General features: G+C 72.8%; 23 protein-coding genes. 7 read left to right on the top strand and 16 right to left on the bottom strand.

What is annotated here, in order from left to right:
* Nucleotides 1-109: 109 nt before the first annotated feature.
* From HJD23_RS34770 to infC, 5 genes are all read right to left on the bottom strand, one after another.
* Entirely contained in the window at nucleotides 110-1,246 is a 1,137-nt protein-coding gene (locus tag HJD23_RS34770) for an ATP-binding protein (RefSeq protein WP_171113480.1), read from the bottom strand.
* A gap of 53 nt (nucleotides 1,247-1,299) precedes the next feature.
* Nucleotides 1,300-2,148, bottom strand: coding sequence for an RNA methyltransferase (locus HJD23_RS34765; protein WP_171113478.1), 849 nt, complete (start codon nucleotides 2,146-2,148; stop codon nucleotides 1,300-1,302).
* A gap of 192 nt (nucleotides 2,149-2,340) precedes the next feature.
* Entirely contained in the window at nucleotides 2,341-2,724 is a 384-nt protein-coding gene (rplT, locus tag HJD23_RS34760; RefSeq protein WP_141309279.1) for a 50S ribosomal protein L20, read from the bottom strand.
* A gap of 96 nt (nucleotides 2,725-2,820) precedes the next feature.
* On the bottom strand, nucleotides 2,821-3,015 hold the full coding sequence (gene rpmI / locus HJD23_RS34755; protein ID WP_007829094.1) for a 50S ribosomal protein L35: 195 nt from the start codon (nucleotides 3,013-3,015) through the stop codon (nucleotides 2,821-2,823).
* A 109-nt stretch (nucleotides 3,016-3,124) separates the two neighbouring features.
* A complete protein-coding gene (infC, locus tag HJD23_RS34750; protein ID WP_141309452.1) occupies nucleotides 3,125-3,763 on the bottom strand; it encodes a translation initiation factor IF-3 in 639 nt (212 codons plus the stop codon).
* 386 nt (nucleotides 3,764-4,149) lie between these two features.
* Here infC and HJD23_RS34745 point away from each other — a divergent pair, with 386 nt between their 5' ends.
* The gene (locus HJD23_RS34745) at nucleotides 4,150-4,497 is read left to right on the top strand and encodes a DUF1844 domain-containing protein (protein WP_232107523.1); all 348 of its coding nucleotides are present in this window, start codon (nucleotides 4,150-4,152) and stop codon (nucleotides 4,495-4,497) included.
* Nucleotides 4,498-4,510: 13 nt separating this feature from the next.
* Here HJD23_RS34745 and HJD23_RS34740 read toward each other — a convergent pair whose 3' ends face one another.
* On the bottom strand, nucleotides 4,511-5,245 hold the full coding sequence (locus HJD23_RS34740) for an SseB family protein (RefSeq protein ID WP_171113474.1): 735 nt from the start codon (nucleotides 5,243-5,245) through the stop codon (nucleotides 4,511-4,513).
* Between the two features lie 149 nt (nucleotides 5,246-5,394).
* On the opposite strand from HJD23_RS34740, the gene HJD23_RS34735 reads away from it, so the two are divergent.
* The gene (locus HJD23_RS34735; RefSeq protein WP_171113472.1) at nucleotides 5,395-6,357 is read left to right on the top strand and encodes a serine hydrolase; all 963 of its coding nucleotides are present in this window, start codon (nucleotides 5,395-5,397) and stop codon (nucleotides 6,355-6,357) included.
* Between the two features lie 193 nt (nucleotides 6,358-6,550).
* On the opposite strand, the gene mycP is transcribed toward HJD23_RS34735, so the two are convergent.
* Nucleotides 6,551-7,723, bottom strand: a complete 1,173-nt coding sequence (mycP, locus tag HJD23_RS34730) for a type VII secretion-associated serine protease mycosin (protein ID WP_171113471.1) — start codon at nucleotides 7,721-7,723, stop codon at nucleotides 6,551-6,553.
* Nucleotides 7,720-9,066 (bottom strand): hypothetical protein, encoded by a 1,347-nt coding sequence (locus HJD23_RS34725; protein ID WP_240980881.1) that lies wholly within the window; start codon nucleotides 9,064-9,066, stop codon nucleotides 7,720-7,722. Before HJD23_RS34725 ends, mycP begins: the two co-directional genes overlap by 4 nt.
* A gap of 179 nt (nucleotides 9,067-9,245) precedes the next feature.
* Between HJD23_RS34725 and HJD23_RS34720 the strand changes: the two genes are divergently transcribed.
* Nucleotides 9,246-10,448, top strand: a complete 1,203-nt coding sequence (locus HJD23_RS34720; RefSeq protein ID WP_171113469.1) for an amino acid deaminase/aldolase — start codon at nucleotides 9,246-9,248, stop codon at nucleotides 10,446-10,448.
* 4 nt (nucleotides 10,449-10,452) lie between these two features.
* Here HJD23_RS34720 and HJD23_RS34715 read toward each other — a convergent pair whose 3' ends face one another.
* The 4 genes from HJD23_RS34715 to HJD23_RS34700 are packed head-to-tail and all read right to left on the bottom strand — an operon-like array spanning nucleotide 10,453 to nucleotide 14,928.
* The gene (locus HJD23_RS34715) at nucleotides 10,453-11,355 is read right to left on the bottom strand and encodes a DUF2510 domain-containing protein (RefSeq protein WP_171113466.1); all 903 of its coding nucleotides are present in this window, start codon (nucleotides 11,353-11,355) and stop codon (nucleotides 10,453-10,455) included.
* A 44-nt stretch (nucleotides 11,356-11,399) separates the two neighbouring features.
* Entirely contained in the window at nucleotides 11,400-12,191 is a 792-nt protein-coding gene (locus HJD23_RS34710; protein ID WP_171113464.1) for a 3-oxoacyl-ACP reductase, read from the bottom strand.
* Nucleotides 12,188-13,561 carry an aldehyde dehydrogenase family protein gene (locus HJD23_RS34705; protein WP_171113462.1) on the bottom strand — a complete coding sequence of 458 codons (1,374 nt, stop codon included), beginning with the start codon at nucleotides 13,559-13,561 and terminating at the stop codon, nucleotides 12,188-12,190. The genes HJD23_RS34710 and HJD23_RS34705 overlap by 4 nt, the downstream gene beginning before the upstream one ends.
* 8 nt (nucleotides 13,562-13,569) lie before the next feature.
* Nucleotides 13,570-14,928, bottom strand: coding sequence for a glutamine synthetase family protein (locus HJD23_RS34700; protein ID WP_171113458.1), 1,359 nt, complete (start codon nucleotides 14,926-14,928; stop codon nucleotides 13,570-13,572).
* 110 nt (nucleotides 14,929-15,038) lie between these two features.
* On the opposite strand from HJD23_RS34700, the gene HJD23_RS34695 reads away from it, so the two are divergent.
* Both HJD23_RS34695 and HJD23_RS34690 read left to right on the top strand, forming a co-directional pair.
* A complete protein-coding gene (locus tag HJD23_RS34695; RefSeq protein ID WP_141309270.1) occupies nucleotides 15,039-15,773 on the top strand; it encodes an FCD domain-containing protein in 735 nt (244 codons plus the stop codon).
* Between the two features lie 49 nt (nucleotides 15,774-15,822).
* Entirely contained in the window at nucleotides 15,823-16,506 is a 684-nt protein-coding gene (locus HJD23_RS34690; protein WP_171113456.1) for a gamma-glutamyl-gamma-aminobutyrate hydrolase family protein, read from the top strand.
* A 47-nt stretch (nucleotides 16,507-16,553) separates the two neighbouring features.
* Here the strand turns inward: HJD23_RS34690 and HJD23_RS34685 are convergent, their stop codons facing one another.
* Nucleotides 16,554-17,519 (bottom strand): LysR family transcriptional regulator, encoded by a 966-nt coding sequence (locus tag HJD23_RS34685; RefSeq protein ID WP_171113454.1) that lies wholly within the window; start codon nucleotides 17,517-17,519, stop codon nucleotides 16,554-16,556.
* 70 nt (nucleotides 17,520-17,589) lie between these two features.
* Here HJD23_RS34685 and HJD23_RS34680 point away from each other — a divergent pair, with 70 nt between their 5' ends.
* A complete protein-coding gene (locus HJD23_RS34680; RefSeq protein WP_171118658.1) occupies nucleotides 17,590-18,729 on the top strand; it encodes a TDT family transporter in 1,140 nt (379 codons plus the stop codon).
* Here the strand turns inward: HJD23_RS34680 and HJD23_RS34675 are convergent.
* The 3 genes from HJD23_RS34675 to HJD23_RS34665 all read right to left on the bottom strand — a co-directional run bounded on the left by HJD23_RS34675 (nucleotide 18,641) and on the right by HJD23_RS34665 (nucleotide 20,543).
* Nucleotides 18,641-19,360 (bottom strand): helical backbone metal receptor, encoded by a 720-nt coding sequence (locus HJD23_RS34675; RefSeq protein ID WP_171113452.1) that lies wholly within the window; start codon nucleotides 19,358-19,360, stop codon nucleotides 18,641-18,643. The two genes, HJD23_RS34680 and HJD23_RS34675, sit on opposite strands and share 89 nt — an antisense overlap.
* The gene (locus HJD23_RS34670; RefSeq protein ID WP_141309266.1) at nucleotides 19,360-19,926 is read right to left on the bottom strand and encodes an XRE family transcriptional regulator; all 567 of its coding nucleotides are present in this window, start codon (nucleotides 19,924-19,926) and stop codon (nucleotides 19,360-19,362) included. The genes HJD23_RS34675 and HJD23_RS34670 overlap by 1 nt, the downstream gene beginning before the upstream one ends.
* A 317-nt stretch (nucleotides 19,927-20,243) precedes the next feature.
* Entirely contained in the window at nucleotides 20,244-20,543 is a 300-nt protein-coding gene (locus HJD23_RS34665) for a hypothetical protein (RefSeq protein ID WP_171113450.1), read from the bottom strand.
* Nucleotide 20,544: 1 nt separating this feature from the next.
* Here HJD23_RS34665 and HJD23_RS34660 point away from each other — a divergent pair, with 1 nt between their 5' ends.
* Entirely contained in the window at nucleotides 20,545-21,474 is a 930-nt protein-coding gene (locus HJD23_RS34660; RefSeq protein WP_240981009.1) for a 5'-3' exonuclease, read from the top strand.
* Nucleotides 21,475-21,551 lie beyond the last annotated feature (77 nt).

Below are 21,551 nucleotides of genomic sequence, written 5' to 3'. Positions count from 1 at the left end.
GGCTGGCTGAAGGTCCCCGTGACCGGCTCGTGGGTCGTCGTGCGTGGGACACAAAGGTGCCAAAGGCCGAGTCTAACGGGGTGAGGGTGTACGAATGCGCCCGTGGCCGCTAGGCGAGATACGCCGGAGCGCTCACGGGCAACGTAAATCGGAATTCCGCGCCGCCGCCGGGGGCGCGGCCGACCGTGATGGTGCCGCCGTGGGCCTCGACGATGCCCTTGACGATGTACAGCCCGAGGCCTGTGCCGCCGCGCTTGCTGCCCCGCCAGAAGCGGGTGAAGACGCGGTTCATGGACTCCTCCGGGATGCCGGTGCCCTCGTCGCTCACGGTGACCGACGTACCGATGTCCTCTCCTTCGCGCGGGGACGCGGTGGGCGTGACGTCAATCGTGACGGTTCCCTCGCCGTGCCGCACGGCATTTTCGATGAGGTTGCTGAGCACCTGGTCGATCTTGTCGGGGTCGGCCCACAGCGCGGGCAGCGGCTGCTCGACGCGGAGCAGGAACCGGTCGGCGGGCTGGCCCGCCGCGACGTACGCCTGGATGTGCCGGCCGACGGCGGCACCGATGTCGACGGGCTGGCGGCGCACCTCCAGCCGGCCCGAGTCGATCCGCGAGATGTCCAGCAGCTCGGCGATGAGCCGGGTGACGCGGTCGGCGTCGGCGTCGACGGTCTCCAGCATCAGCCGTTTCTGGTCGTCCGTGAACCGCGCCCACTTGGCCAGCAGCGTGGCCGTGAATCCCTTGACGGAGGTGAGCGGCGAGCGCAGCTCGTGGGCGACGGTGGCGATCAGCTCGGCGTGACTGCGCTCGGTGCGGCGCCGGGCCTCGGTGTCCCGGAGGGAGACGACGACGCGGCGGACGGGTCCGGTGGGTTCGGTACGGATGTACCGGGCCGAGACGAGCACTTCACGCCCGCCCGGCAGCAGCAGGTTCCGTTCGGGCTGCCGTACCCGGATGGCGAGGCCGCCGTAGGGGTCGGTCAGCTGCCACCAGCGCCTGCCCTCCAGGTCCTCTAACGGCAGCGCCTTGTCGAGCCGCCGGCCGAGTACGTCGGCGGCGGCGACGGCGGTGATGCGTTCGGCGGCGGCGTTGAAGCAGATCACCTGGCCGTGCTCGTCGGCGACGACGAGGCCGTCGGGCAGTTCGTCGGGGTCGATGCCGAGCTCGGCGAGATCGCCGTACCGGGACGCGGGCGGGCGCCGCACGTCCCGTCCCCCCGGAGCGCTGCTCGTGCCGACGCTCATCCGCGTACCCCACCTCTCAGACGGCGCAGGAGGCCCCCGAGCTGGTCACCCTACTAGGCCTCGGTGACGGAGCGGCAGCCTCCGGGGGCGCGCTGTGCACGGGCCGACGCGTAGAGGCATACGGCCGCGGCGGTCGCGAGGTTCAGGCTCTCGGCCTTCCCGTGGATCGGGACGCGTACGACGGCGTCCGCGAGCGCGCGGGTCTCCTCGGGCAGGCCCCAGGCCTCGTTGCCGAAGACCCAGGCGGTCGGGCCGCCCATGGTGCCCTTGTCGAGCTCGTCGTCGAGGTCGTGCTGCCCGGCCCCGTCGGCGGCGAGGATGCGTGCCCCGGCCGCCTTCAGCCCCGCCACGGCCCGCTCGACGGGCACCCCGACGGCGACCGGCAGGTGGAACAGCGACCCGACGGAGGCGCGCACGGCCTTGGGGTTGTACAGGTCGACGGAGGCGTCGGTGAGGACGACGGCCTCGGCACCGGCGGCGTCGGCGCAGCGCAGCACGGTCCCGGCGTTCCCCGGGTCGCGCACGTGCGCGAGCACGGCGACCAGCTGCGGCCGGGCGGCGAGGATCTCCTCGAACGGTGTGTCCAGGAACCGGCAGATCCCGACCAGCCCCTGCGGGGTCACGGTCGTGGAGATGTCGGCGATGACCTGCTCGGCGGCGAGGTGCACCCGGGCGCCGGTGTCCCGGGCCTCGCCGATGATGTCGGCGTACCGCTCGGCCGCCTCCACGGTCGTGAACAGCTCCACGAGCGTCCCCGGCTGCGCCCCGGCCTCCCGCACGGCCTGCGGCCCCTCCGCGAGAAACAGCCGCTCCTTCCCCCGGAAGTTCCGCTTCGCCAGCCGCCGCGCGGCGGCGACGCGGGGGGAACGGGGGGAGATCAGCTCGGGGCTGGCGGGGGGCATGCAATTCACCTTCGTCAAGAAATGTCCGCCGCAACGGCGATCAACCACGACGGCGGATCTGGGGGTCCCCCCACGCCCTTAAGGCAGTGGGGGAGGTGCCGAACCAACCGTCACTCACACGGCAACGGACCCGCAGGCACAACCCACGGGTCCGTCCAGTCACGTCGGCATCGGCTCAAGCCGGCGCGAGCGTCACGCAGCCTTCGGCGCGTTGACGTCCTCCGGCAGCGCCTTCTGCGCGGCCTCGACGAGCGCGGCGAACGCGGTGGCGTCGTTCACGGCGAGCTCGGCCAGGATCTTGCGGTCGACCTCGATGTTGGCGGCCTTCAGACCCTGGATGAAGCGGTTGTACGTGATGCCGTTGGCGCGGGCAGCGGCGTTGATGCGCTGGATCCACAGCTGGCGGAAGTCACCCTTGCGCTTCTTGCGGTCGTTGTAGTTGTAGACCAGCGAGTGGGTGACCTGCTCCTTGGCCTTGCGGTACAGGCGCGAACGCTGACCGCGGTAGCCGGAGGCCTGCTCGAGGATCGCCCGGCGCTTCTTGTGGGCGTTGACTGCCCGCTTGACGCGTGCCACTTGTTAACTCCTTGTAGCGGGGCCGTGGTTGTCCTCACACGGCCCGGAATCGATTGGGTCCCGGTCCAGACGTACGGCGCTCAAGGGCGCCGCGCGTCACTTGCCGAGAAGCTTCTTGATCTTCTTGGCGTCGCCCGGGGCCATCTCGGCGTTGCCGGTGAGGCGACGCGTCAGACGGGACGACTTGTGCTCGAGCAGGTGGCGCTTGCCGGCGCGCTCCCGGAGCACCTTGCCGGAGCCGGTGACCTTGAAGCGCTTGCTGGCACCGCTGTGCGACTTGTTCTTCGGCATAGCGCCGTTCTCTCCTCGTCGGTGGCGCTCCTGTGCCCGGTCACGAAAACCGGGCACGGTGGAGCGTCGCTCTTGTTTCGGTTACGTCCTGGGACTGTCGTCCCGGGGATCACGCCTCGGCGGGCTCCTCGGCGGGCGCCTCTGCATCGGCGGGGTTCTGCGAGCGACCGGGGTTGGCCTTCGCGGACGCCTTGCGGGCCTCCTGCGCCTGGCGAGCCTCGGCCATCGCCTCGGTCTTCTTCTTGTGCGGACCGAGAACCATGATCATGTTGCGGCCGTCCTGCTTCGGGTTCGACTCCACGAAACCGAGGTCCTGGACGTCCTCCGCGAGCCGCTGCAGCAGTCGGTAGCCCAGCTCGGGGCGGGACTGCTCACGGCCACGGAACATGATCGTGATCTTGACCTTGTCGCCCTGCTTGAGGAACCGGACGACGTGACCCTTCTTGGTGTCATAGTCGTGCGGGTCGATCTTCGGCCGGAGCTTCATCTCCTTGATGACCGTGTGCGCCTGGTTCTTGCGCGCCTCACGGGCCTTCATGGCCGACTCGTACTTGAACTTCCCGTAGTCCATGAGCTTGCACACGGGCGGACGGGCGTTCGCCGCGACCTCGACCAGGTCGAGGTCGTACTCCTGGGCAAGCTCCAGTGCCTTCGCGAGCGGCACGATGCCGACCTGCTCGCCACTGGGACCGACAAGTCGCACCTCGGGAACGCGAATCCGGTCGTTGATGCGGGGCTCGGCGCTGATGGATCCTCCTCGGTAGCACCACGCGACGGTCTGGCGGACAGCCGCGTAACGTCTGTATTCGTTAGACCTAACCGCGCCGAAGCAGAAAAAATGCCCCGGACGATCACAGGCGGGGCTCCTCGAACTACCGGAGCGACCGCCGCGGTGACCGCGGGGCGCACTTTCGGGCGGGTGCCGCCGCTGGGGACGGGGCCGCCTGACCGGTGACCCGCCGCCCCGGAGAGCGGCCAGGTGGGAGTTCGAAAGCCTCCACTTGTAGGTCGGGCTCGTGAGCCGTGAGGCATACGTGTCCGACCGGTCGTTACACAAGGTTAGCAGCTCGGCCCCGGAACGGCTAACCGAGGCCAGCTGGGGCCGGTCGCCGCTCTGCCCCTATGGTGAACGGCATGAGTGAAGAGACGCCCGACTTCAACGCCATGACCCGCGACATCGCCGAGGTCCCCGCGGTCGAGGTGATCGTGACGGTCGCCGTCAACCTGATGAGCGCGGCCGCGGTGAAGCTCGGTCTGACCGACGAGGGCGAGAAGCACAAGGACCTGGACGAGGCCCGCAAGCTGATCCACGCCCTCGCGGGTCTGCTGGACGCGAGCACGACCGAGATCAGCTCGTTCCACGCGGCCCCGCTGCGGGACGGCCTGAAGTCCCTCCAGCTGGCGTTCCGCGAGGCGTCCGTCGTCGCCGACGAGCCGGGCCAGGGCCCGGGCGAGAAGTACACAGGCCCGATCTACGGCTGATGACCGGCCCTGGCTAGTTGCCTCGTACGTACAGGGGCTCGCCCGGTGGCATGGTCCCGGCCGGCAGCAGTGCCAGGTCGAGGCCGCGCACCAGGCGGGCCCTCAGTGTTTCGTCGGCTGCCATGCGCCGCGCCACCGCGCGGGCGGCCTCGGCGGGGGCGGCGGCCGGGTCGAGGACGAGGGCCAGGGTGCCGTCCGCCTCTCCGGGCCCGAGGTGGGCGCGGAGCACGGCGGGCTCGGCGGCGACGGCGGCCCGTACCGCCGCGACAACCGCGGGGTCGGCGAGCGGGTCGGTGCTGGTGCGCCCCTCCGCCAGCGCCAGCAGCGCGGGACCGGTCAGCTCGAACGGCACGGGCCCGGCCAGGTCCAGCACGACCGTGTCCGCCTTCTCGTGCGCGGCGGCCTGCAGGGCCTGGTGCAGCGGTACGGCCACGGGGCGGGCCTGCGGGTCCCAGCGGGCCAGCGCGTCGGTGGACGTGAAGGCGGGCAGGGCGGTGCGGCCGCCGGCCTTCAGGGTCGGTACGGCCATGTCGCTGGTCTTCTCGCGGCGCAGCCCGTTCTCGTCCTCCTCGACCTCGCCGAGCACGGCGACCACGGGGACGAGCAGCCGGGCGCCCTTCAGCGCGGCCAGCACGGGCCCCACGGCGGTGCGGTCCTCGGCCCAGGCCGCGAGCGCCGCGCTCAGCCGGGGGTCGGCGGAGCCGTCGTCGTCGGAGAAGCCGGGGTCGGGAATGTTCTTGTTCGCCACGGTCACCGACCCTATAGGGGGGATGCTGCTGGGCGAGTGCGGGCCCGGTAACGCGGCCGTGACCCCGCTCACCGGTTTCTCAGCCATCCCTGACACACATCTAACGTCCGTCTAACAGCCCGCACAGACACCGCCCCCAGCATCGCGGCATGGAGTCTCCCCGCGCCCGCCGCGCCCTGCTCTGCGCCGCCGTCGCGTCCGCCGTCGCCCTGGGCGGTACGGCGGCGGGGACGGCGTATGTGAAGGCGCGGGCGCAGCCCGGGGTGCGGGCCGTATCGTCGGCCGTGCCGCCGTCGGCCTCGGCGTCGGTGCCGGGGAGCGGGGAGGCAGGGGTGGAACCTGTGGCACGGCCGACGGTGGACCGTGAGGCGCTGCTGGCCGAGGCCATGGCGGAGGTGCCGGTCGGGGACGGTGCCGAGGTGTCGGTGGCGGTGCTCGACCTGGGCTCCGGGGAGAGCGCCTCGTACGGCGACGGTGTCTTCGACACGGCGAGCATCGTGAAGGTGGACATCCTGGCGGCGCTGCTGCTCCAGGCGCAGGACGCGGGCCGGGAGCTGACGGCGACGGAGCAGTCGTACGCCACCGCGATGATCGAGCACAGCGACAACGACTCCGCGTCGGCCCTGTGGCGGACGATCGGCCGGGCGGAGGGGCTGGACGCGGCGAACGAGCGGTTCGGGCTGACCGGGACCGAGGGCGGCGACGGGATGCTGTGGGGGCTGAGCCAGACCACGGCGGCCGACCAGCTCGCCCTGCTGCGGCAGGTGTTCGGGGCGGACTCGGAGCTGAGCGCGGCCTCGCAGTCGTATCTCCAGGGGCTGATGGGGCAGATCGCGGTCGGTCAGCGGTGGGGGGTGTCGGCGGCCGGGGACGGAGCGGCGTGGGCCCTGAAGAACGGCTGGCTGCCGCGGACCGCGACCGGGCTGTGGGACATCAACAGCATCGGCCGGGTGACCGTCGACGGCCGTGACTTCCTGGTGGCCGTGCTGTCGGACGGCAACGCGACGAAGGAGAAGGGCGTCTCGCTGGTCGAGGCGGCGGCGCGGGCGGCCGTGTCGGTGTTCACGAGGGAGGCGTCGGCCTCGGCCACGGCGTCCGCGACCGTCGGCTAGGGCCTGTTGCGAAAGTCCCGTCGTCCGCCCGCAGGGCAGGCGGGACTTTCGCAACAGGCCCTAGCTGTGCCGTCAGGCGGCCCGAGTGGCGGGAGTCGCCTGTGATGCGGCGTCGCCTGCGCGGACGCAGCCTGGACGGGTGAGTGGCATTCACCTGGGAAGGGGAACCGGCCGCCAGGATGCCGGGCCGGAGTTAGAAGCCGTCGTACTCGCGCCGGGCCCGCCACAGCACCACCGCGGCGACCAGGAGGACGCCGCCCACGCTGCCGGCGAGGGGGCCCGCCCAGCTCGCGGTGTCGTCGTCCTCGCGGGGCGTGTCCGGGCCGGGGCCGAAGTACTTCTCGCCGTACGACGCCGCGCGCAGGGCCTCCGGCTTGAGACGCCCGGCCTCCTCGATGGCGGCGACAGGGTCGACGAAGCCGAAGCCGCGGGAGTCGTCACGGCCGTCGGCCGGGGCGTCGCGGGCGGTGTCCTCCAGGAGCCGTTTGATCTGGGCCGGGGTCAGTCCGGGGTGGGCGGCCTTGACGAGGGCGACGGCGCCGGAGACGAAGGCGGCGGCCGCGCTGGTGCCCCAGCCCTCGTAGTACTTGCGGTCGGGGTCGGCGATCACGACATCGACGCCGGGGGCACTGACCGTGGCGTACCAGCGGCGGGTGGAGAAGGCGGCGCGGGTGCCGAACTTGTCGACGGCGGTCGCGGCGATCACGCCCGGATAGGCGGCCGGGTAGGAGATGCGGTCGCCCTTCTCGCCGCCGTTGCCGGCCGAGGCGACGACGACGGAGCCCTTCTTCAGGGCGTACTGGACGGCCTCGTCCTCGGCGGGTTCGGGGTGCGCGGAGGCGGAGTCGTCGCCGAGGGAGAGGTTGATGACGTCGGCGCCGTGGTCGGCGGCCCAGCGGATGCCGTCGGCGAGGGCGTTGCCGCGGGTCTTGCGGGCCCTGGCGCGGGCCGGGTCGCCGTCCTCCAGGATGACGCGCACGGGGAGGATCTTCGCCTCCGGCGCGACGCCCATGACGCCTTCGGAGTTGCCGACGCCGTGCCCGTGTCCGGCGATGATGCCGGCCATGGCGGTGCCGTGCCGGGCCCACGCCCGGTCGCCGCGGCCGGCGCCGAAGCCGACCATGTCCTTGGTGGGCAGGACGTTGCCGGCCAGGTCGGGATGCTCGTCGTCGACGCCGGTGTCCAGGACGGCGACGGTGACGCCCGCGCCCTTGGTGGTCTGCCAGGCCTCCTCGGTGTGCAGGGCCTTCAGCGACCACTGCTGGGCGCGGATGCCGTCGGCGTGCGCGGCGGTGGGCGGGACCAGGGCGACGGAGGCGGCGAGCAGAACGCTGAGCAGTCCCGCCCTGCGGGTCGTGGGCTTCATGAGGGCTGTTCCGAGGACGAGGTGACGGACTTGCGCAGGCTGCGCTCCACACGGTCGGCGAGGCCCTTCGCCTCGTGGCCGAGGCCCGCCTGGGCGACGGCGGTGGTGGCGCCGGAGCGCATCGCCGCCTCGGCGGGCTGCGGCTCGTCGACGGTCCGGGCGTCGGCCCAGCCGGAGACGGCGTACACGACGACCGGGGCGTCGGTGAGCACGGAGACCGTCCAGGAGGCGCGCTGCTCGTCCCCGAAGTCCGCGGCGACGGTGTCGTGCGCGGCGTACGGCCGGGGCATCAGGTCGGTACGCCGGCCCAGGCGCTCCTTCTCGAAGCGGGCGTCCAGCGAGCGCATCGCGGCGGGGTCGGCCTTGGTGAAGAGCAGGCCGACGGTGGTGACGTAGCTCTCGGTGGCGTCGGTGTAGGTGGCGCGCAGCAGGCGCTCGCAGCCGACCGGGGCGAGCGCCTTGCGCAGCAGTGGGTCGAACGCGCCGGCGCAGCCGCTGTCCGGGGCGACGGCGATACGCGTCCAGGTCCGGTCGGCGCTGCCGGGTCCGGCGCCACGGCCCTGCACGGTGGGCGGGAACAGCTGGTCGACCGGCACGCTGTGCCACAGGCTCCCGGCGGCCGCGAAGGCCCCGCGCTCGCCGCCCTCCCCGGATTCCCCGGCGAGCCAACTCCCGGTCACCGCGCCCCCGATGAGCCCGGCCCCGAGGACGAGACAGACGGCCGCCGCGAGGGTACGCCGCCGGATCAGCGCGCGGGACATGCCGGTCCGCGCGTGGTCGTCGAACGCCTCGGGCTCACCGAAGGTGACCATGGGCCGCCCCGGGCCGAACGTCCCGCCGGGCGTGTGCGGGGCGGTCCAGGAGTGGGCGGGGTTCGGGGTCACGGGGGTGGTGGACTCCAGCGAGGCGGTGGCGGGGGTACGCCGGGTCTCCGCCGGAATGGGGCGCAGCCGCCGGGTGGTCTCCGCCGGAGTCTCGGCGGGTGCCGCGGCGGGGCGGTGGCTCGGGCGCGGGGGTACGGCGCTCTGGGCGGGCGTCCGCGGGGTGGCCGCGGGGCGTCCGGGCGGCGTCGGGCGCCGGGCGGGGTACGGCGGGGTGTCCGGGAAGCGGGCCGAGGCGGGGGGCGGGGGTGGGGCGAGTGGGCCGGTGTCCTCACTGTGCGGGGCACGGAGGGCCGGGAAGCGGGTGCCGTTGCCGGGCGACGACGAGCCGCGGTCCCTCTCCCGCTCCGCCGGTGTCTGCCGCTCACCGTCCTTCGCGGGCCGGTCGGCGTTCTCCTGCGCGGCCCTCGGCGGCTGCACCGGGCGGGGAGGGCTCGGGGTGTGCTGTGCCTCCGTGCTCATGCACCCCCCGTTTCCTCGCGCCCGTGCCCGTCTCCTCGTACGCGGGCGCCTCGTTCCTCCGTGCGTGCGCGTCACTCTACGGGTTGCCCCCGCCGATACGGGAACCGGTCCACGAGCCCGGGGCATCTGCCCGGAACATCCCCCTACCCTGCGGTAATCCTGTCTGGCAGGCTTCGTTCATGACTGCGCGCGCCGCCGACCGGGCCCGTTACGACCGGGCCACCGCCCATCTCGACGCCCCACTGGCGATGGTGGACCTGGACGCCTTCGACGCCAACGCGGACGACATGGTCCGCCGCGCGGGCGGGAAGCCGATCCGCGTCGCCAGCAAGTCCGTACGTTGCCGTGCCCTGCTCGAACGCGTCCTGGCCAGGGACGGCTTCGCGGGGATCATGTCGTTCACGCTCGCCGAGTCCCTGTGGCTGGCCCGCTCCGGTTTCGAGGACGTCCTCCTCGCCTATCCGTCGGCCGACCGCGCCGGTTTCGCCGAACTCACCTCGGACCCCAAGCTCGCCGCCGCCGTCACGGTGATGGTCGACGACCCCGCCCAACTGGCCTTCATCGACGAGGCGCGGGACGGTGGCCGTGAAGTGGTGCGGGTCTGCCTGGAGTTGGACACCTCCCTGAAGCTGCTCGGCGGACGGGTGCGCGTCGGGGCCCGCCGTTCGCCGCTGTACTCCCCCGCCGACGTCGCCGACATGGCCCGGGCGGTGGTCCGGCGGCCGGGGTTCGAGGTCGTGGGGATCATGGCGTACGAGGGGCACATCGCCGGTGTCGGGGACGCGATCGCGGGGCGTCCGGTGCGCTCGCGGGCGGTGCGGCTGATGCAGGCGGCCGCCCGGCGGGAGCTGGCGGAGCGGCGCGCGGCCGTGGTGCGTGCGGTGCGGGCCGTGGTGCCGGGGCTTCAGTTCGTCAACGGCGGCGGTACGGGCAGTGTGCAGCACACCGCCGCCGAGGACGCGGTCACCGAGATCGGCGCCGGGTCGGGGCTGTACGTACCGCGGCTGTTCGACAACTACACGTCGTTCACCGGCCGTCCGGCGGCGCTGTTCGCGCAGCCGGTGGTGCGCAGGCCCGGCGTGGGGGTGGTGACCGTGCTCGGCGGCGGCTATCCGGCGTCCGGCGCGGCCGGGACGGACCGGCTGCCGGTGCCGTATCTGCCGGAAGGGTTGCGGTACGACCCCCAGGAGGGCGCCGGTGAGGTGCAGACGCCGCTGCTGGGCTCGCCGGCCGACGACCTGCTGATCGGCGACAAGGTGTGGTTCCGGCACGCCAAGGCCGGTGAGCTGTGCGAGCGGTTCGACGCGCTGCACCTGGTCGAGGGCGACCGGGTGACGGCGACCGTGCCGACGTATCGCGGCGAGGGCCGTACGTTCCTCTGACGCGTCAGCCGGTCGGGCCGATACTGGCGCCCACCCCACCACCGGTGTCGGCGTCGCCGACCGGCCGGATGCCGTCGGTGATCCGGTCCATGTCGGCGAGCGGCGGCCCGTCCGGACCGGCGTCGAACACATAGCGCACGATGACCGGTGCCTCGGTAGCGACGCTGGAGTGGAAGGCGAGGGACTGCACATAACCGCCGGGCCCCTCGGCGGTGTTGACCCGCCAGCGCACGAAGTACCCGGCGCGGCCCGCCACCGCGACCGGCCCGGACGTGACGACCTGGTGCGACTCGATACCGCCGTAGGGGCGTCGGCCGACGGCGTCACGGTCGTAGGCCTCGTCGGCAGCGTCCGCGATGTCCGCCTTGGCCAGCGCCTCGGGGGACGTCTCGTCGGTGGCGCCGGCCGTGCGGGAGATGACGAGGTTGTGCCGGCAGATTCCGCCGTCGCCCGGGCAGTCGTACGTCCCGTCGGTGGTCATCATGACGTTGTCCACGCTGATGTTCACCGGCCGGACCCAGCCGTCGAGCAACGGCAGGGTGATGCCGTTGAGTTCGTCGACGACGACGGTCGGGTCGTCGGGCGGGGGTGCCGGGGAGGTGGTGGGCGCCGCTGTGGTCGTGGTGGTCGGCGGTGCGGTGTTCGCCTGTGGACCGCCGCCGTTGTCGTCGCCGGTGGTGAGGACGACCGCGCCCGTGACGAGCGCAGCCAGCAGGAGCGCCGCTGCGGCGGTGAGGGCCACGGCCCGCGCCCGCGAGGACGACGCGTCAGCGCCGCCGGCCGGGGGCGGCGGGCCGGGGGGCTCGGGCGGGCGCCGGTGCTCGGTCCAGGCCGTGCCGTCCCACCAGCGCTCGACGTACGGGGCCGACGGATCGCGGTACCAGCCGGGCGGGGGTGTCGTACTCACCCCCGCACTGTAGGCCGAGTTCTCCAGGGTTCTGCAGCGTGGTGCTACAGCGGCGTGACGTACGCCCCGGAGATGCCCCCGTCCACCAGGAAGTCGGTGGCGTTGACGAACGAGGAGTCGTCGCTGGCCAGGAACGCGACGGCGGCGGCGATCTCCTCGGCCTCGGCGAACCGGCCGAGCGGGATGTGGACGAGACGGCGTGCGGCGCGCTCGGGGTCCTTGGCGAACAGCTCCTGCAGGAGCGGGGTGTTGACCGGGCCGGGGCAGAGCGCGTTGACGCGGATGCCCTCGCGGGCGAACTGCACGCCGAGTTCACGGGACATGGCGAGGACGCCGCCCTTGGACGCGGTGTACGAGATCTGCGAGGTGGCCGCGCCCATCCGGGCCACGAAGGACGCCGTGTTGATGATCGAGCCCTTGCCCTGGCGGCGCATGTGGGGGATCGCGGCCTTGCAGCACAGGTAGACGGAGGTGAGGTTGACCTCCTGGACGCGCTTCCAGGCCTCCAGGCCGGTCTCCAGGATGGAGTCGTCGTCGGGCGGGGAGATCCCGGCGTTGTTGAAGGCGATGTCGACGCTGCCGTACGTCTCGTACGCCGTCCGGAACAGCGCCTCGACCTGCTCGGGGTCGGTGACGTCGACGTTCACGAAGATCCCGCCGACCTCCTCGGCGGCCGCCTTGCCGCGCGCCTCGTCGACGTCACCGCAGACGACGTGCGCGCCCTCGGCGGCGAGCCGGCGGGCGGAGGCGAGACCGATGCCGCTGCCGGCTCCGGTGACGACGGCGGTACGGCCGACCAGGCGGCGGCAGACGGCTTCCTGGGTTGCTTCGGTCACTGTGCGGGGCCTTCCGTGCTGATGAAGACGTTCTTGGTCTCGGTGAACGCGGCGAGCGCGTCCGGGCCCAGCTCGCGGCCGATGCCGGACTGCTTGAAGCCGCCGAACGGGGTCCAGTAGCGCACGCTGGAGTGGGAGTTGACGGACAGGTTGCCCGCCCGGACGGCCCCCGAGACGCGCAGGGCGCGGCCGACGTCCCGGGTCCAGACGGAGCCGGAGAGGCCGTAGTCGGTGGCGTTGGCGAGACGGATCGCGTCGGCCTCGTCGTCGAAGGGCAGGACGACGGCGACGGGGCCGAAGACCTCCTCGACGGCCACGCGCGCCACCGGGCCGACACCGGTGAGGACGGTGGGCGGGAACCAGAAGCCGGGGCCCTCGGGGGCCTTGCCGCGGATGCCGGGGGCGTCCGGGTCGACGTACGAACGGACCCTGTCCAGCTGGGCCTTGGAGATCAGTGGGCCCATGTCGGTGGTCTCGTCCGACGGGTCGCCGACGCGCACCGCCTCGATCGCCGGGCCCAGCAGCTCCAGGAAGCGGTCGTACGCCGTCCGCTGGACGAGGATGCGGGTGCGGGCGCAGCAGTCCTGGCCCGAGTTGTCGAGGAAGGACATGGGCGCGGCGGCCGCGGCGGCTTCGAGGTCGGCGTCGGCGAAGACGATGTTGGGGCTCTTGCCGCCGAGTTCGAGGGTGACGCGCTTGAGAAGCTCCGAGCCCTTCGCCAACACTCGTTTGCCCACGGCCGTTGACCCGGTGAAGACGATCTTCGCGACGCCCGGGTGCTCGACGAGCGCGTTGCCCGCGACGGGACCGCGCCCGGGGAGCACCTGGAACAGGCCTTCGGGAAGCCCCGCCTCCAAGGCGAGTTCGGCGAGGCGGAGTGCCGTCAGCGGAGTCGTCTCGGCGGGCTTCAGGATCACCGCGTTGCCCGCCGCGAGCGCCGGAGCCGTGCCCCACGCCGCGATCGGCATCGGGAAGTTCCAGGGCGCGATGACGCCGACCACGCCCAGCGGTTCGAGGATCGTGACGTCGAGACCGCCGGGGACCGGGATCTGGCGGCCGGTCAGCCGCTCCACTCCCCCGGCCGCGTAGTCGAGCAGGTCGCGGACGTTGCCCGCCTCCCAGCGGGCGTTGCCGATCACATGCCCGGCCTCGCGGACCTCCGACTGGGCCAGTTCTTCGAGGTGCTCGTCCACCGTGACGGCGAAACGGCGCAGCAGCCGGGCGCGGTCGGCGGGGGCGAGGGCGGCCCAGCCGGCCTGCACGCGAGTGGCCCGTACGACCGCCGCGTCCACCTCCTCGACCGTCGCGCCGGGAACGGTCGCGACGACCTCCTCCGTGGCCGGATTCAGTACCTGGAGTTCGTACGACAAGAAGGGCCTCACATGCGTTCGAAGGAGCGGCGCAGCTCCCAGTCGGTCACCGCGGCGTCGAAGGCCTCCAGTTCGACGCGCGCCATGTTGCGGTAGTGGGCGACGACCTCGTCACCGAAGGCGGCCTTGGCGATCGGGCTGTTCTCCCACAGCTCGGCGGCCTCGCGCAGCGTGGTGGGCACGTGGGCGAAGTCGGCGGTGTAGGCGTTGCCGGGGCACGGCTCGGGCAGCTGAAGCTTCTGCTCGATCCCGTACAGGCCCGCCGCCACCATCCCCGCCACCGCCAGGTGCGGGTTGACGTCACCGCCGGGCACCCGGTTCTCGAACCGCAGGGAGCGGCCGTGGCCGACGACCCGCAGCGCGCAGGTGCGGTTGTCGTACCCCCAGGCGACGGCGGTCGGCGCGAAGGACCCCGGCTGGAAGCGCTTGTACGAGTTGATGTGCGGCGCGTACAGCAGCGAGAAGTCCCGCAGCGCCGCGAGCTGACCGGCGAGGAAGTACCGCATGACCTCGGACATGCCGTCGTCGCCGGGCATCACGCTGCCGCCCTTGTCGTCGGCCAGCGACAGATGGACGTGGCAGGAGTTGCCCTCGCGCTCGTTGTACTTGGCCATGAAGGTGACCGACACGCCCTCCTGGGCGGCGATCTCCTTGGCGCCGGTCTTGTAGATCGCGTGCTGGTCGCAGGTGACCAGGGCCTCGGCGTAGCGGAAGGCGATCTCGTGCTGGCCGGGGTTGCACTCGCCCTTGGCGGACTCGACGGTCATGCCGGCGCCGGCCATCTCGTTGCGGATGCGGCGCAGCAGGGGCTCGATGCGGCCGGTGCCGAGGACCGAGTAGTCGATGTTGTACTGGTTGGCCGGGGTGAGGCCCCGGTACCCGGCGTCCCAGGCCTGCTCGTAGGTGTCCTTGAAGACGATGAACTCCAGCTCCGTGCCGACCTGCGCGGTGAGGCCGAGCTCGGCGAGGCGCCGCAGCTGACGGCGCAGGATCTGCCGGGGCGCGGCCACGACCGGGGAGCCGTCGGCCCAGGCGAGGTCGGCGACGACCATGGCGGTGCCCTCGTTCCACGGGACGCGGCGCAGGGTGCTCAGGTCGGGGTGCATGGCGAAGTCGCCGTAACCGCGGTCCCAGGAGGACATCTCGTAACCGTCGACGGTGTTCATCTCGGTGTCGACGGCGAGGAGGTAGTTGCAGCCCTCCGTGCCGTGCTCCAGCACCTCGTCGAGGAAGTAGCGCGCGGCGAACCGCTTGCCCTGCAGCCGCCCCTGCATGTCCGGGAAGGCCAGGACGACGGTGTCGATCTCACCGCCCGCGACGAGGGCGTGCAGCTCCTCGACGCTGAGCGGAGGTGTGCGGTCTGCCACGGGAAGGGCCTCCTTCGGGCTTCTTCGGGCTTCAGCGCGCTGTGTCGGTGCCGGGCCGAGAGTCATAAGGTATTGCTGAGAACCATTGCTTGGGAAGGGGGCACGGCCATATGTCGGTGGATCCGGTGGGCGAGGCGGGCGACCCGCTGACTCCGGTACTGCGACCGGTCCGCGCCGGCAACGGCTTCGAGGAGGCGCTGGAGCAGATCCTCCAGGTGCTGCGGCTCGGCCTGGTACCCGGCGGTGAGCGGCTGCCCGCCGAGCGGGAGCTGGCGGAGCGGCTCGGGATCAGCCGGGTGACGCTGCGCGAGGTGCTGAAGGTGCTCCAGGACCAGGGGCTGGTTCAGGCGCGCCGCGGGCGGTACGGCGGAACGTTCGTGCTGCCCCGCACCGACGGCGGTGGCCAGGACGAGCTGCGCCGCCGGGTCGCCGGGGTCGACATCGAGGACGTGCTGCGCTTCCGGGAGGTGCTGGAGGTGGGCGCGGCCGGGCTGTGCGCGGCGCACGGGCTCACGGACGAGCAGGCGGAGCGGCTGCGCGCCGCGCTGGCCCGCACCCACGACGCACCCCTCGCCGACTACCGGCGCCTGGACACGCTGCTCCACCTCACGCTCGCGGAGCTGTGCGGCTCGCCGACGCTGACCGCGCAGTACGCGGCGGTACGGGCCACGGTGAACGACCTGCTGGACTGCATCCCGCTGCTGGTGCGCAACCTGGAGCACTCCCAGCGCCAGCACACGGCGCTGGTGGAGGCGGTGCTCGACGGGGACGCGGACGGGGCGCGGGAGATCATGCGGGAGCACTGCGCCGGGACGGCGGCGTTGTTGCGGGGATTCCTGACGTGAGAACCTGGTAAAGGTTCGCTTGCGATCCATTGGCGGTATGGGAGGGCTCATGACGGAAAGGCCGTTGATCGGCGTCAGTACGTATCTGGAGGCCCGGGCGCGCTGGGGCGTGTGGGAGCTGGACGCTGTGCTGCTGCCGGCCGGGTATCCGCGGCTGGTGCAGCGGGCGGGTGGGCTGGCGGCGATGCTGCCGCCGGATGCGCCCGAGCATGCAGCGGCCACGGTTTCTCGCCTCGACGGTCTGGTGATCGCGGGCGGTCCGGACGTCGAGCCGTCCCGCTACGGCGCGGAGCGCGACGCCCGTACGGGGCCGCCGGCGCGGGAGCGGGACGCCTGGGAGCTTGCCCTGATCGAGGCCGCGTTGGGGGCGCGGGTGCCGTTGCTGGGCATCTGTCGGGGGATGCAGCTGCTGAACGTCGCCCTGGGCGGGACGCTCGTACAGCACCTGGACGGGCATGCGGAGGTGGTCGGGGTCTTCGGGCGTCACGGCGTCAAGCCGGTGCCGGGGACGTTGTATGCCGGTCTCGTGCCGGAGGAGACCTCTGTTCCGACGTATCACCATCAGTCCGTGGATCGCCTCGGTGCGGGGCTGGTGGCTTCGGCGTATGCGGGGGACGGGACCGTGGAGGCCGTTGAACTGCCCGGGGAGCACTGGGTGTTGGGGGTGCAGTGGCATCCGGAGATGGGGGAGGATGTGCGGGTGATGCGGGGGCTGGTGGAGGCGGCCGGGTAGTTGGTGTGCGCAGCGGCGGAGCGCAGATTGATACAGCCCCGCGCCCCTTAGGGCGTTGTCCTCCCGCCTGTTTTCGATTTCCGCGTCAGCCCCAGCAGTTCCCGCGCCGGGCCCGCCGGGCGGTGACCCGTGCGCCACACCGCACGCAGGTCGCGTCGTAGGCGTACGCCGTCCACGGGGACGCTCACCAGGCGGCGGGTCGCCAGTTCCTCGCCGACCGCCAGTTCGCTGAGCACCGCCGGTCCCGCTCCGCCGACCGCCGATGCCTTCACGGCCGTCGTCGAGGACAGCTCGATCAGGGGACGGGCCAGGCCGCCGAGTGCCGCGTCCAGGACCTGGCGGGTGCCCGAGCCCTTCTCGCGCAGGACCAGCGGGGTCGCCGCCAGTTCGGCCGCCGGCAGCGGGCGGCGCCGGCGGGCCCAGGGGTGGCCGGGTGCCGTCACGACGACGAGGTGGTCGTGGGCGACGACCACCGAGTCCAGTCCCGTCGGAACCGTCAGCCCCTCCACGAAGCCCAGGTCGGCCTCGTCGGACAGCAGCCGCTCGGCGACGGCCGCCGAGTTGCCCGCGAGCAGCGACACCGCCGTGTCGGGGCGCCCCGCGCGCAGCGCCAGCAGCCAGCCCGGCAGCAGATACTCGGCGATGGTCATGCTCGCCGCGACCCGCAGCCGCGAGTCTCGCCGGTCGCGCAGCGCCTGCGCCCCGGCGTCGAAGGCCTCCGCCGCCTCCACGACCCGCCGCGCCCAGTCCGTCACCAGCACACCGGCGTCGGTGAGCCGGGAACCGCGCGGCGAACGGTCCACCAGCGCCACCCCCAACTGCCGTTCCATGGAACGGATCCGGCTGCTCGCCGCCGGCTGGGTGATACCGACCTCCCGGGCCGCCGCGCCGAGGCTGCCCAGCCGCGCCACGGCCAGCAGCAGCTCCAGCGCCCCGAGATCCGGCACCCGGTGCGCCAGCGAACCCGCGCCCGGGGACGTCCGCCCGTTCTCCTGCCCCTCCGACCTGCTCATAACCCCACCTTATGCCCCCATAGAGACGTGGTCCCTGGTGGCAGCCCCGGACCGGCGGGACCGTCAGCACATGGTCACCGCCGCCCACCCCGTGTCACGCCCCACCCGGCGTGTCCCCGCCGTCCGTCACCTCGGACCGAACTGGTACGCGTCCGTCATGGGCACCGCCATCGTCGCCTCGGCCGGCGCCGCGCTCCCCGTGCACCTTCCCGGACTGCGCGCCGCCTGCACGGCCGTCTGGGCCCTCTCCCTGGCCCTCCTGGCGGTGCTGCTCGCCGCCCGCGCCCTGCACTGGATCCACCACCGCGACCAGGCGCGCGCCCACCTCCTGGACCCGGCGACGGCTCCCTTCTACGGCTGCCCGGCCATGGCCCTGCTGGCCGTCGGCGGCGGCACGATCACCGTCGGGCGGGACTGGATAGGCACCGAGGCGGCGGTGGCGCTCGACGCCGTGCTGTTCACGGCTGGGACGGTCCTCGGGCTGGCGGCCGCCGTCGCCGTCCCGTACCTGATGGCCGTACACCACCGGCCGGATCCACGGCAGGCCACTCCCGTCTGGCTGCTGCCGCTGGTCGCGCCCATGGTGTCCGCGGCCCTCGGGCCGCTCCTCGTGCCGTATCTGCCGCCCGGGCAGGCCCGGGAGACGCTGCTGCTGGGCTGCGTGGCGCTGTTCGGACTGAGTCTGCTCGCCACCCTGATCACGCTGCCGGTGGTCTTCGCCCGGCTGCTCACCGCCGGGCCGCTGCCGCTCGCCCTCACGCCGACGCTGTTCCTGGTGCTGGGCCCGCTGGGGCAGTCCACGACAGCCGTGGGCAATGTGGCCGACGCAGCGCCCTACGGCGAGAGTGTCCTCGTCGTGGTGTACGGGGTGCCCGTGATGGGCTTCGCGCTGTTGTGGTGCGCGCTGGCGACGGCGCTGGTGGTGCGGGCCCGCCGGCAGGGCATGGGGTTCGCGATGACGTGGTGGGCGTTCACCTTTCCCGTCGGCACCTGCGTGACCGGCGCGGAAGCCCTGGGGCGGCACACCGGGCTCGCCGTCTTCGACTGGCTCGCCGTCGGTCTGTACGGCGTCCTGGTCGCCGCCTGGGCCGTCGTCGCCGTGCGGACGGCGCGCGGCCTGCTCAGCGGAGCGCTGCTCGCAGGGCCTCGGCCAGCACCCGTGGCGCCTCGGCCAGTGACGGCCCGTACCACGTCAGGTGCCGCCCGCTGACCAGCGCGCAGGGCAGGCCCTCGAAGGACTCCGGGCCGTCGTCGGCGGTGAAGCGGTAGGGCTCGTCGGGCAGGACGACCACGTCGGGGGCCGCGGCGCGCAGGTCGTCGAGCGGGATGCGCGGATAGCGGTCGGCGTGGCCCGCGTAGCGGTGGTCGACGCCCAGGCGGGCCAGGACGTCGCCCGCGAAGGTGGCACGGCCCAGCACCATCCAGGGCCGCCGCCAGATCGGCACGACGGCCGTTCTGCGCGGGTCCAGGACGGGTGGCCGTGCCCAGGCCTGCTCCGCGTCCCGCAGCCACGCCGGGCGCGGCTCGGCCCCGCAGGCGTCCAGCACCCGCGCCAGCTCCCGGAAGGCCTGCGGCACGTTCCGCACCTCGGTCACCAGCACCTCCACGCCGGCCGTGCGCAGGGCGTCGAGGTCGGGGGCGCGGTTCTCCTCCTCGTTGGCGATCACCAGGTCGGGGGCGAGCGCGAGGACGCGGTCGACCTTGGGATTCTTGGTGCCACCGACGCGGGTGACGTCGAGGTCCGCCGGATGGGTGCACCAGTCCGTGGCGCCGACCAGGACGCCGGGGGCGGACACCGCGACGGCCTCCGTCAGCGACGGCACCAGTGAGACGACCCGCACTACCGGGGCCTGTCGTGGACGGCCTCGATGTGCTCCGCCACGGCGACCACCAGGACCCGCGTGTCCGGCTCGGCGGCCCGCCAGCGGTGCCGGACGCCGCCCGTGAGGTACATGGTGTCGCCGCGGCCCAGGCGATAGACGCGGCCCTCCGCCTCGACCTCCACCGCGCCGTCCGCGACGTACATCAACTGGTCGTTGCGGTACTGGAACTCACGGCCCGCGTCGTGGTCGCCGGTGAACTCCGAGGCGTGCATCTGGTGGTGACCGCGCACCAGGGGCCGCACCTGCGGTTCGGGCGTCGGCTCGATGCTCTCGCAGCGCACCACGTCGACGCTGCACGCCGGGTCGGCGGCGGCGAGGAGTTCGACGGCGGTGGTGCGCAGGGCGTCGGCGACCTTCTCCAGGGAGGTCTGGCTGGGCCGTGCGCGGTCGTTCTCGACCTGGCTGAGGAAGGGGACCGACAGGCCGCTGCGCTCGGCCACGACGGCGAGGGTGAGCTCCAGGGCACGACGACGCCGCCGCACGGCCGCGCCCACCCGAAGGGGCTGCTCTTTGTGGTCGCCCATCGCTCCGGCTCCCTCCTTCGCTCGTCGGTCGGTCCGTGTACGCCGCTGTCCGGGCGCACTCCTTTCTGATGAGTTCTCTGCACCCTACGCATGTTCGGCAAACCGTTTCATGCGCCCGTCACATAGCCGTCACCCAGCGTGGCCCGGGACCTCACAGTTCGCGCCACTGCATCGGCCTCCCGGCGGTGGCGGCCGCCGACTCCGCCCTTCGGGGCGAACGGGCTGACCAGCGGGCCGGAACCGTCCTCGGCCGCAGGGTCGCGCGGGTACGCCCGCGACCCTGACCGTCGATCAGTACGAGCCTGACGCTGTTCGGTTCAATGCGCGAGCGGACCCCGTTGTTCCCGCCGCGAGCCCGAGCCGACCAGGTGGTCGGGCGCCGCGCAAGTCGGGGTCTGCGCCGCGCAGTTGACGACCGGGTTCAGGTGCAGGCGTAGCGCTGCGTGGTTGTCCGGATCCTTTTCGTACGGACGGTGCACCTCGGGTGGCCGCCATGCAACGAGGGCCCGTCCCTCGCCGGCCGGGGCCCGGTCGTCGACCAGGCCGGCGCTCGGCTCGATGCCGACGATCTTGCCGTCGGGGTCGGAGGCGTGGTTACTGTCGGTGGGGTACGGCATGATGCGGGACGTGACCGGACGACTGATGCTCCTCGACACCGCCTCGCTCTACTTCCGCGCCTACTTCGGCGTCCCGGACTCCGTGAAGGCGCCCGACGGCACGCCGGTGAACGCCGTGCGCGGACTGCTCGACTTCATCGACCGGCTGGTCAGGGACCACCACCCCGAGCACCTGGTGGCGTGCATGGACGCCGACTGGCGCCCGAAGTGGCGGGTCGAGCTGATCCCGTCGTACAAGGCGCACCGCGTCGCCGAGGAGCACGAGCTCGGACCGGACGTGGAGGAGGTGCCGGACACGCTGTCACCGCAGGTCCCGGTCATCGAGGCGGTCCTCGACGCGCTGGGCATCGCACGCGTGGGGGTCGAGGGGTACGAGGCGGACGACGTCATCGGCACGTTCACCGCACGGGCCACGGTCCCGGTCGACATCGTGACCGGCGACCGGGACCTGTACCAACTGGTGGACGACGCCCGCGGCGTGCGGGTGCTGTACCCGCTGAAGGGCGTGGGCACCCTGCAGCTCACGGACGAGGCGTGGCTGCGCGAGAAGTACGGCGTCGACGGCGGTGGGTACGCGGATCTGGCCCTGCTGCGCGGCGACCCCAGCGACGGTCTGCCGGGCGTGCCGGGCATCGGCGAGAAGACGGCCGCGAAGCTGCTCGCCGAGTTCGGCGACCTGACCGGGATCCTGGCCGCGGTCGACGACCGCACGTCGAAGCTGACACCGGCCCAGCGCAAGCGGCTGGACGAGGCGCGGCCCTACCTGGCGGTGGCGCCGACGGTCGTGCGGGTGGCGTCCGACGTGCCGCTGCCGGACGTCGACACGGCCCTGCCGCGCACGCCGCGCGATCCGGCGGCCCTGGAGGCGCTGTCGGGGCGCTGGGGGCTGGGCGGCGCGCTGCAGCGGCTGCTCAGCACGCTCGAATCGTGACAAGACCGGCAATGCGGACTCATACACTTGAACACCGAAGAGACTCACTTGAGCAGCTGAGCGGCATCGGCGGGGCG

Origin of the sequence: Streptomyces sp. Z423-1 (assembly GCF_013009255.1) — a bacterium.
Lineage (GTDB): Bacteria > Actinomycetota > Actinomycetes > Streptomycetales > Streptomycetaceae > Streptomyces > Streptomyces gossypiisoli.
Note: the sequence above shows the minus strand (reverse complement) of the source record. Positions and strands in the feature narration are given on the sequence as shown.

What these genes read in the sequence shown, in the direction of transcription:
- HJD23_RS34770 (WP_171113480.1), bottom strand. Translation starts at nt 1,246, where the DNA reads ATGAGCGTCGGCACGAGCAGCGCTCCGGGGGGACGGGACGTGCGGCGC.
- HJD23_RS34765 (WP_171113478.1), bottom strand. Translation starts at nt 2,148, where the DNA reads ATGCCCCCCGCCAGCCCCGAGCTGATCTCCCCCCGTTCCCCCCGCGTC.
- rpmI (WP_007829094.1), bottom strand. Translation starts at nt 3,015, where the DNA reads ATGCCGAAGAACAAGTCGCACAGCGGTGCCAGCAAGCGCTTCAAGGTC.
- HJD23_RS34745 (WP_232107523.1), top strand. Translation starts at nt 4,150, where the DNA reads ATGAGTGAAGAGACGCCCGACTTCAACGCCATGACCCGCGACATCGCC.
- HJD23_RS34735 (WP_171113472.1), top strand. Translation starts at nt 5,395, where the DNA reads ATGGAGTCTCCCCGCGCCCGCCGCGCCCTGCTCTGCGCCGCCGTCGCG.
- mycP (WP_171113471.1), bottom strand. Translation starts at nt 7,723, where the DNA reads ATGAAGCCCACGACCCGCAGGGCGGGACTGCTCAGCGTTCTGCTCGCC.
- HJD23_RS34725 (WP_240980881.1), bottom strand. Translation starts at nt 9,066, where the DNA reads ATGAGCACGGAGGCACAGCACACCCCGAGCCCTCCCCGCCCGGTGCAG.
- HJD23_RS34720 (WP_171113469.1), top strand. Translation starts at nt 9,246, where the DNA reads ATGACTGCGCGCGCCGCCGACCGGGCCCGTTACGACCGGGCCACCGCC.
- HJD23_RS34695 (WP_141309270.1), top strand. Translation starts at nt 15,039, where the DNA reads ATGTCGGTGGATCCGGTGGGCGAGGCGGGCGACCCGCTGACTCCGGTA.
- HJD23_RS34690 (WP_171113456.1), top strand. Translation starts at nt 15,823, where the DNA reads ATGACGGAAAGGCCGTTGATCGGCGTCAGTACGTATCTGGAGGCCCGG.
- HJD23_RS34685 (WP_171113454.1), bottom strand. Translation starts at nt 17,519, where the DNA reads ATGAGCAGGTCGGAGGGGCAGGAGAACGGGCGGACGTCCCCGGGCGCG.
- HJD23_RS34680 (WP_171118658.1), top strand. Translation starts at nt 17,590, where the DNA reads ATGGTCACCGCCGCCCACCCCGTGTCACGCCCCACCCGGCGTGTCCCC.
- HJD23_RS34670 (WP_141309266.1), bottom strand. Translation starts at nt 19,926, where the DNA reads ATGGGCGACCACAAAGAGCAGCCCCTTCGGGTGGGCGCGGCCGTGCGG.
- HJD23_RS34665 (WP_171113450.1), bottom strand. Translation starts at nt 20,543, where the DNA reads ATGCCGTACCCCACCGACAGTAACCACGCCTCCGACCCCGACGGCAAG.
- HJD23_RS34660 (WP_240981009.1), top strand. Translation starts at nt 20,545, where the DNA reads ATGCGGGACGTGACCGGACGACTGATGCTCCTCGACACCGCCTCGCTC.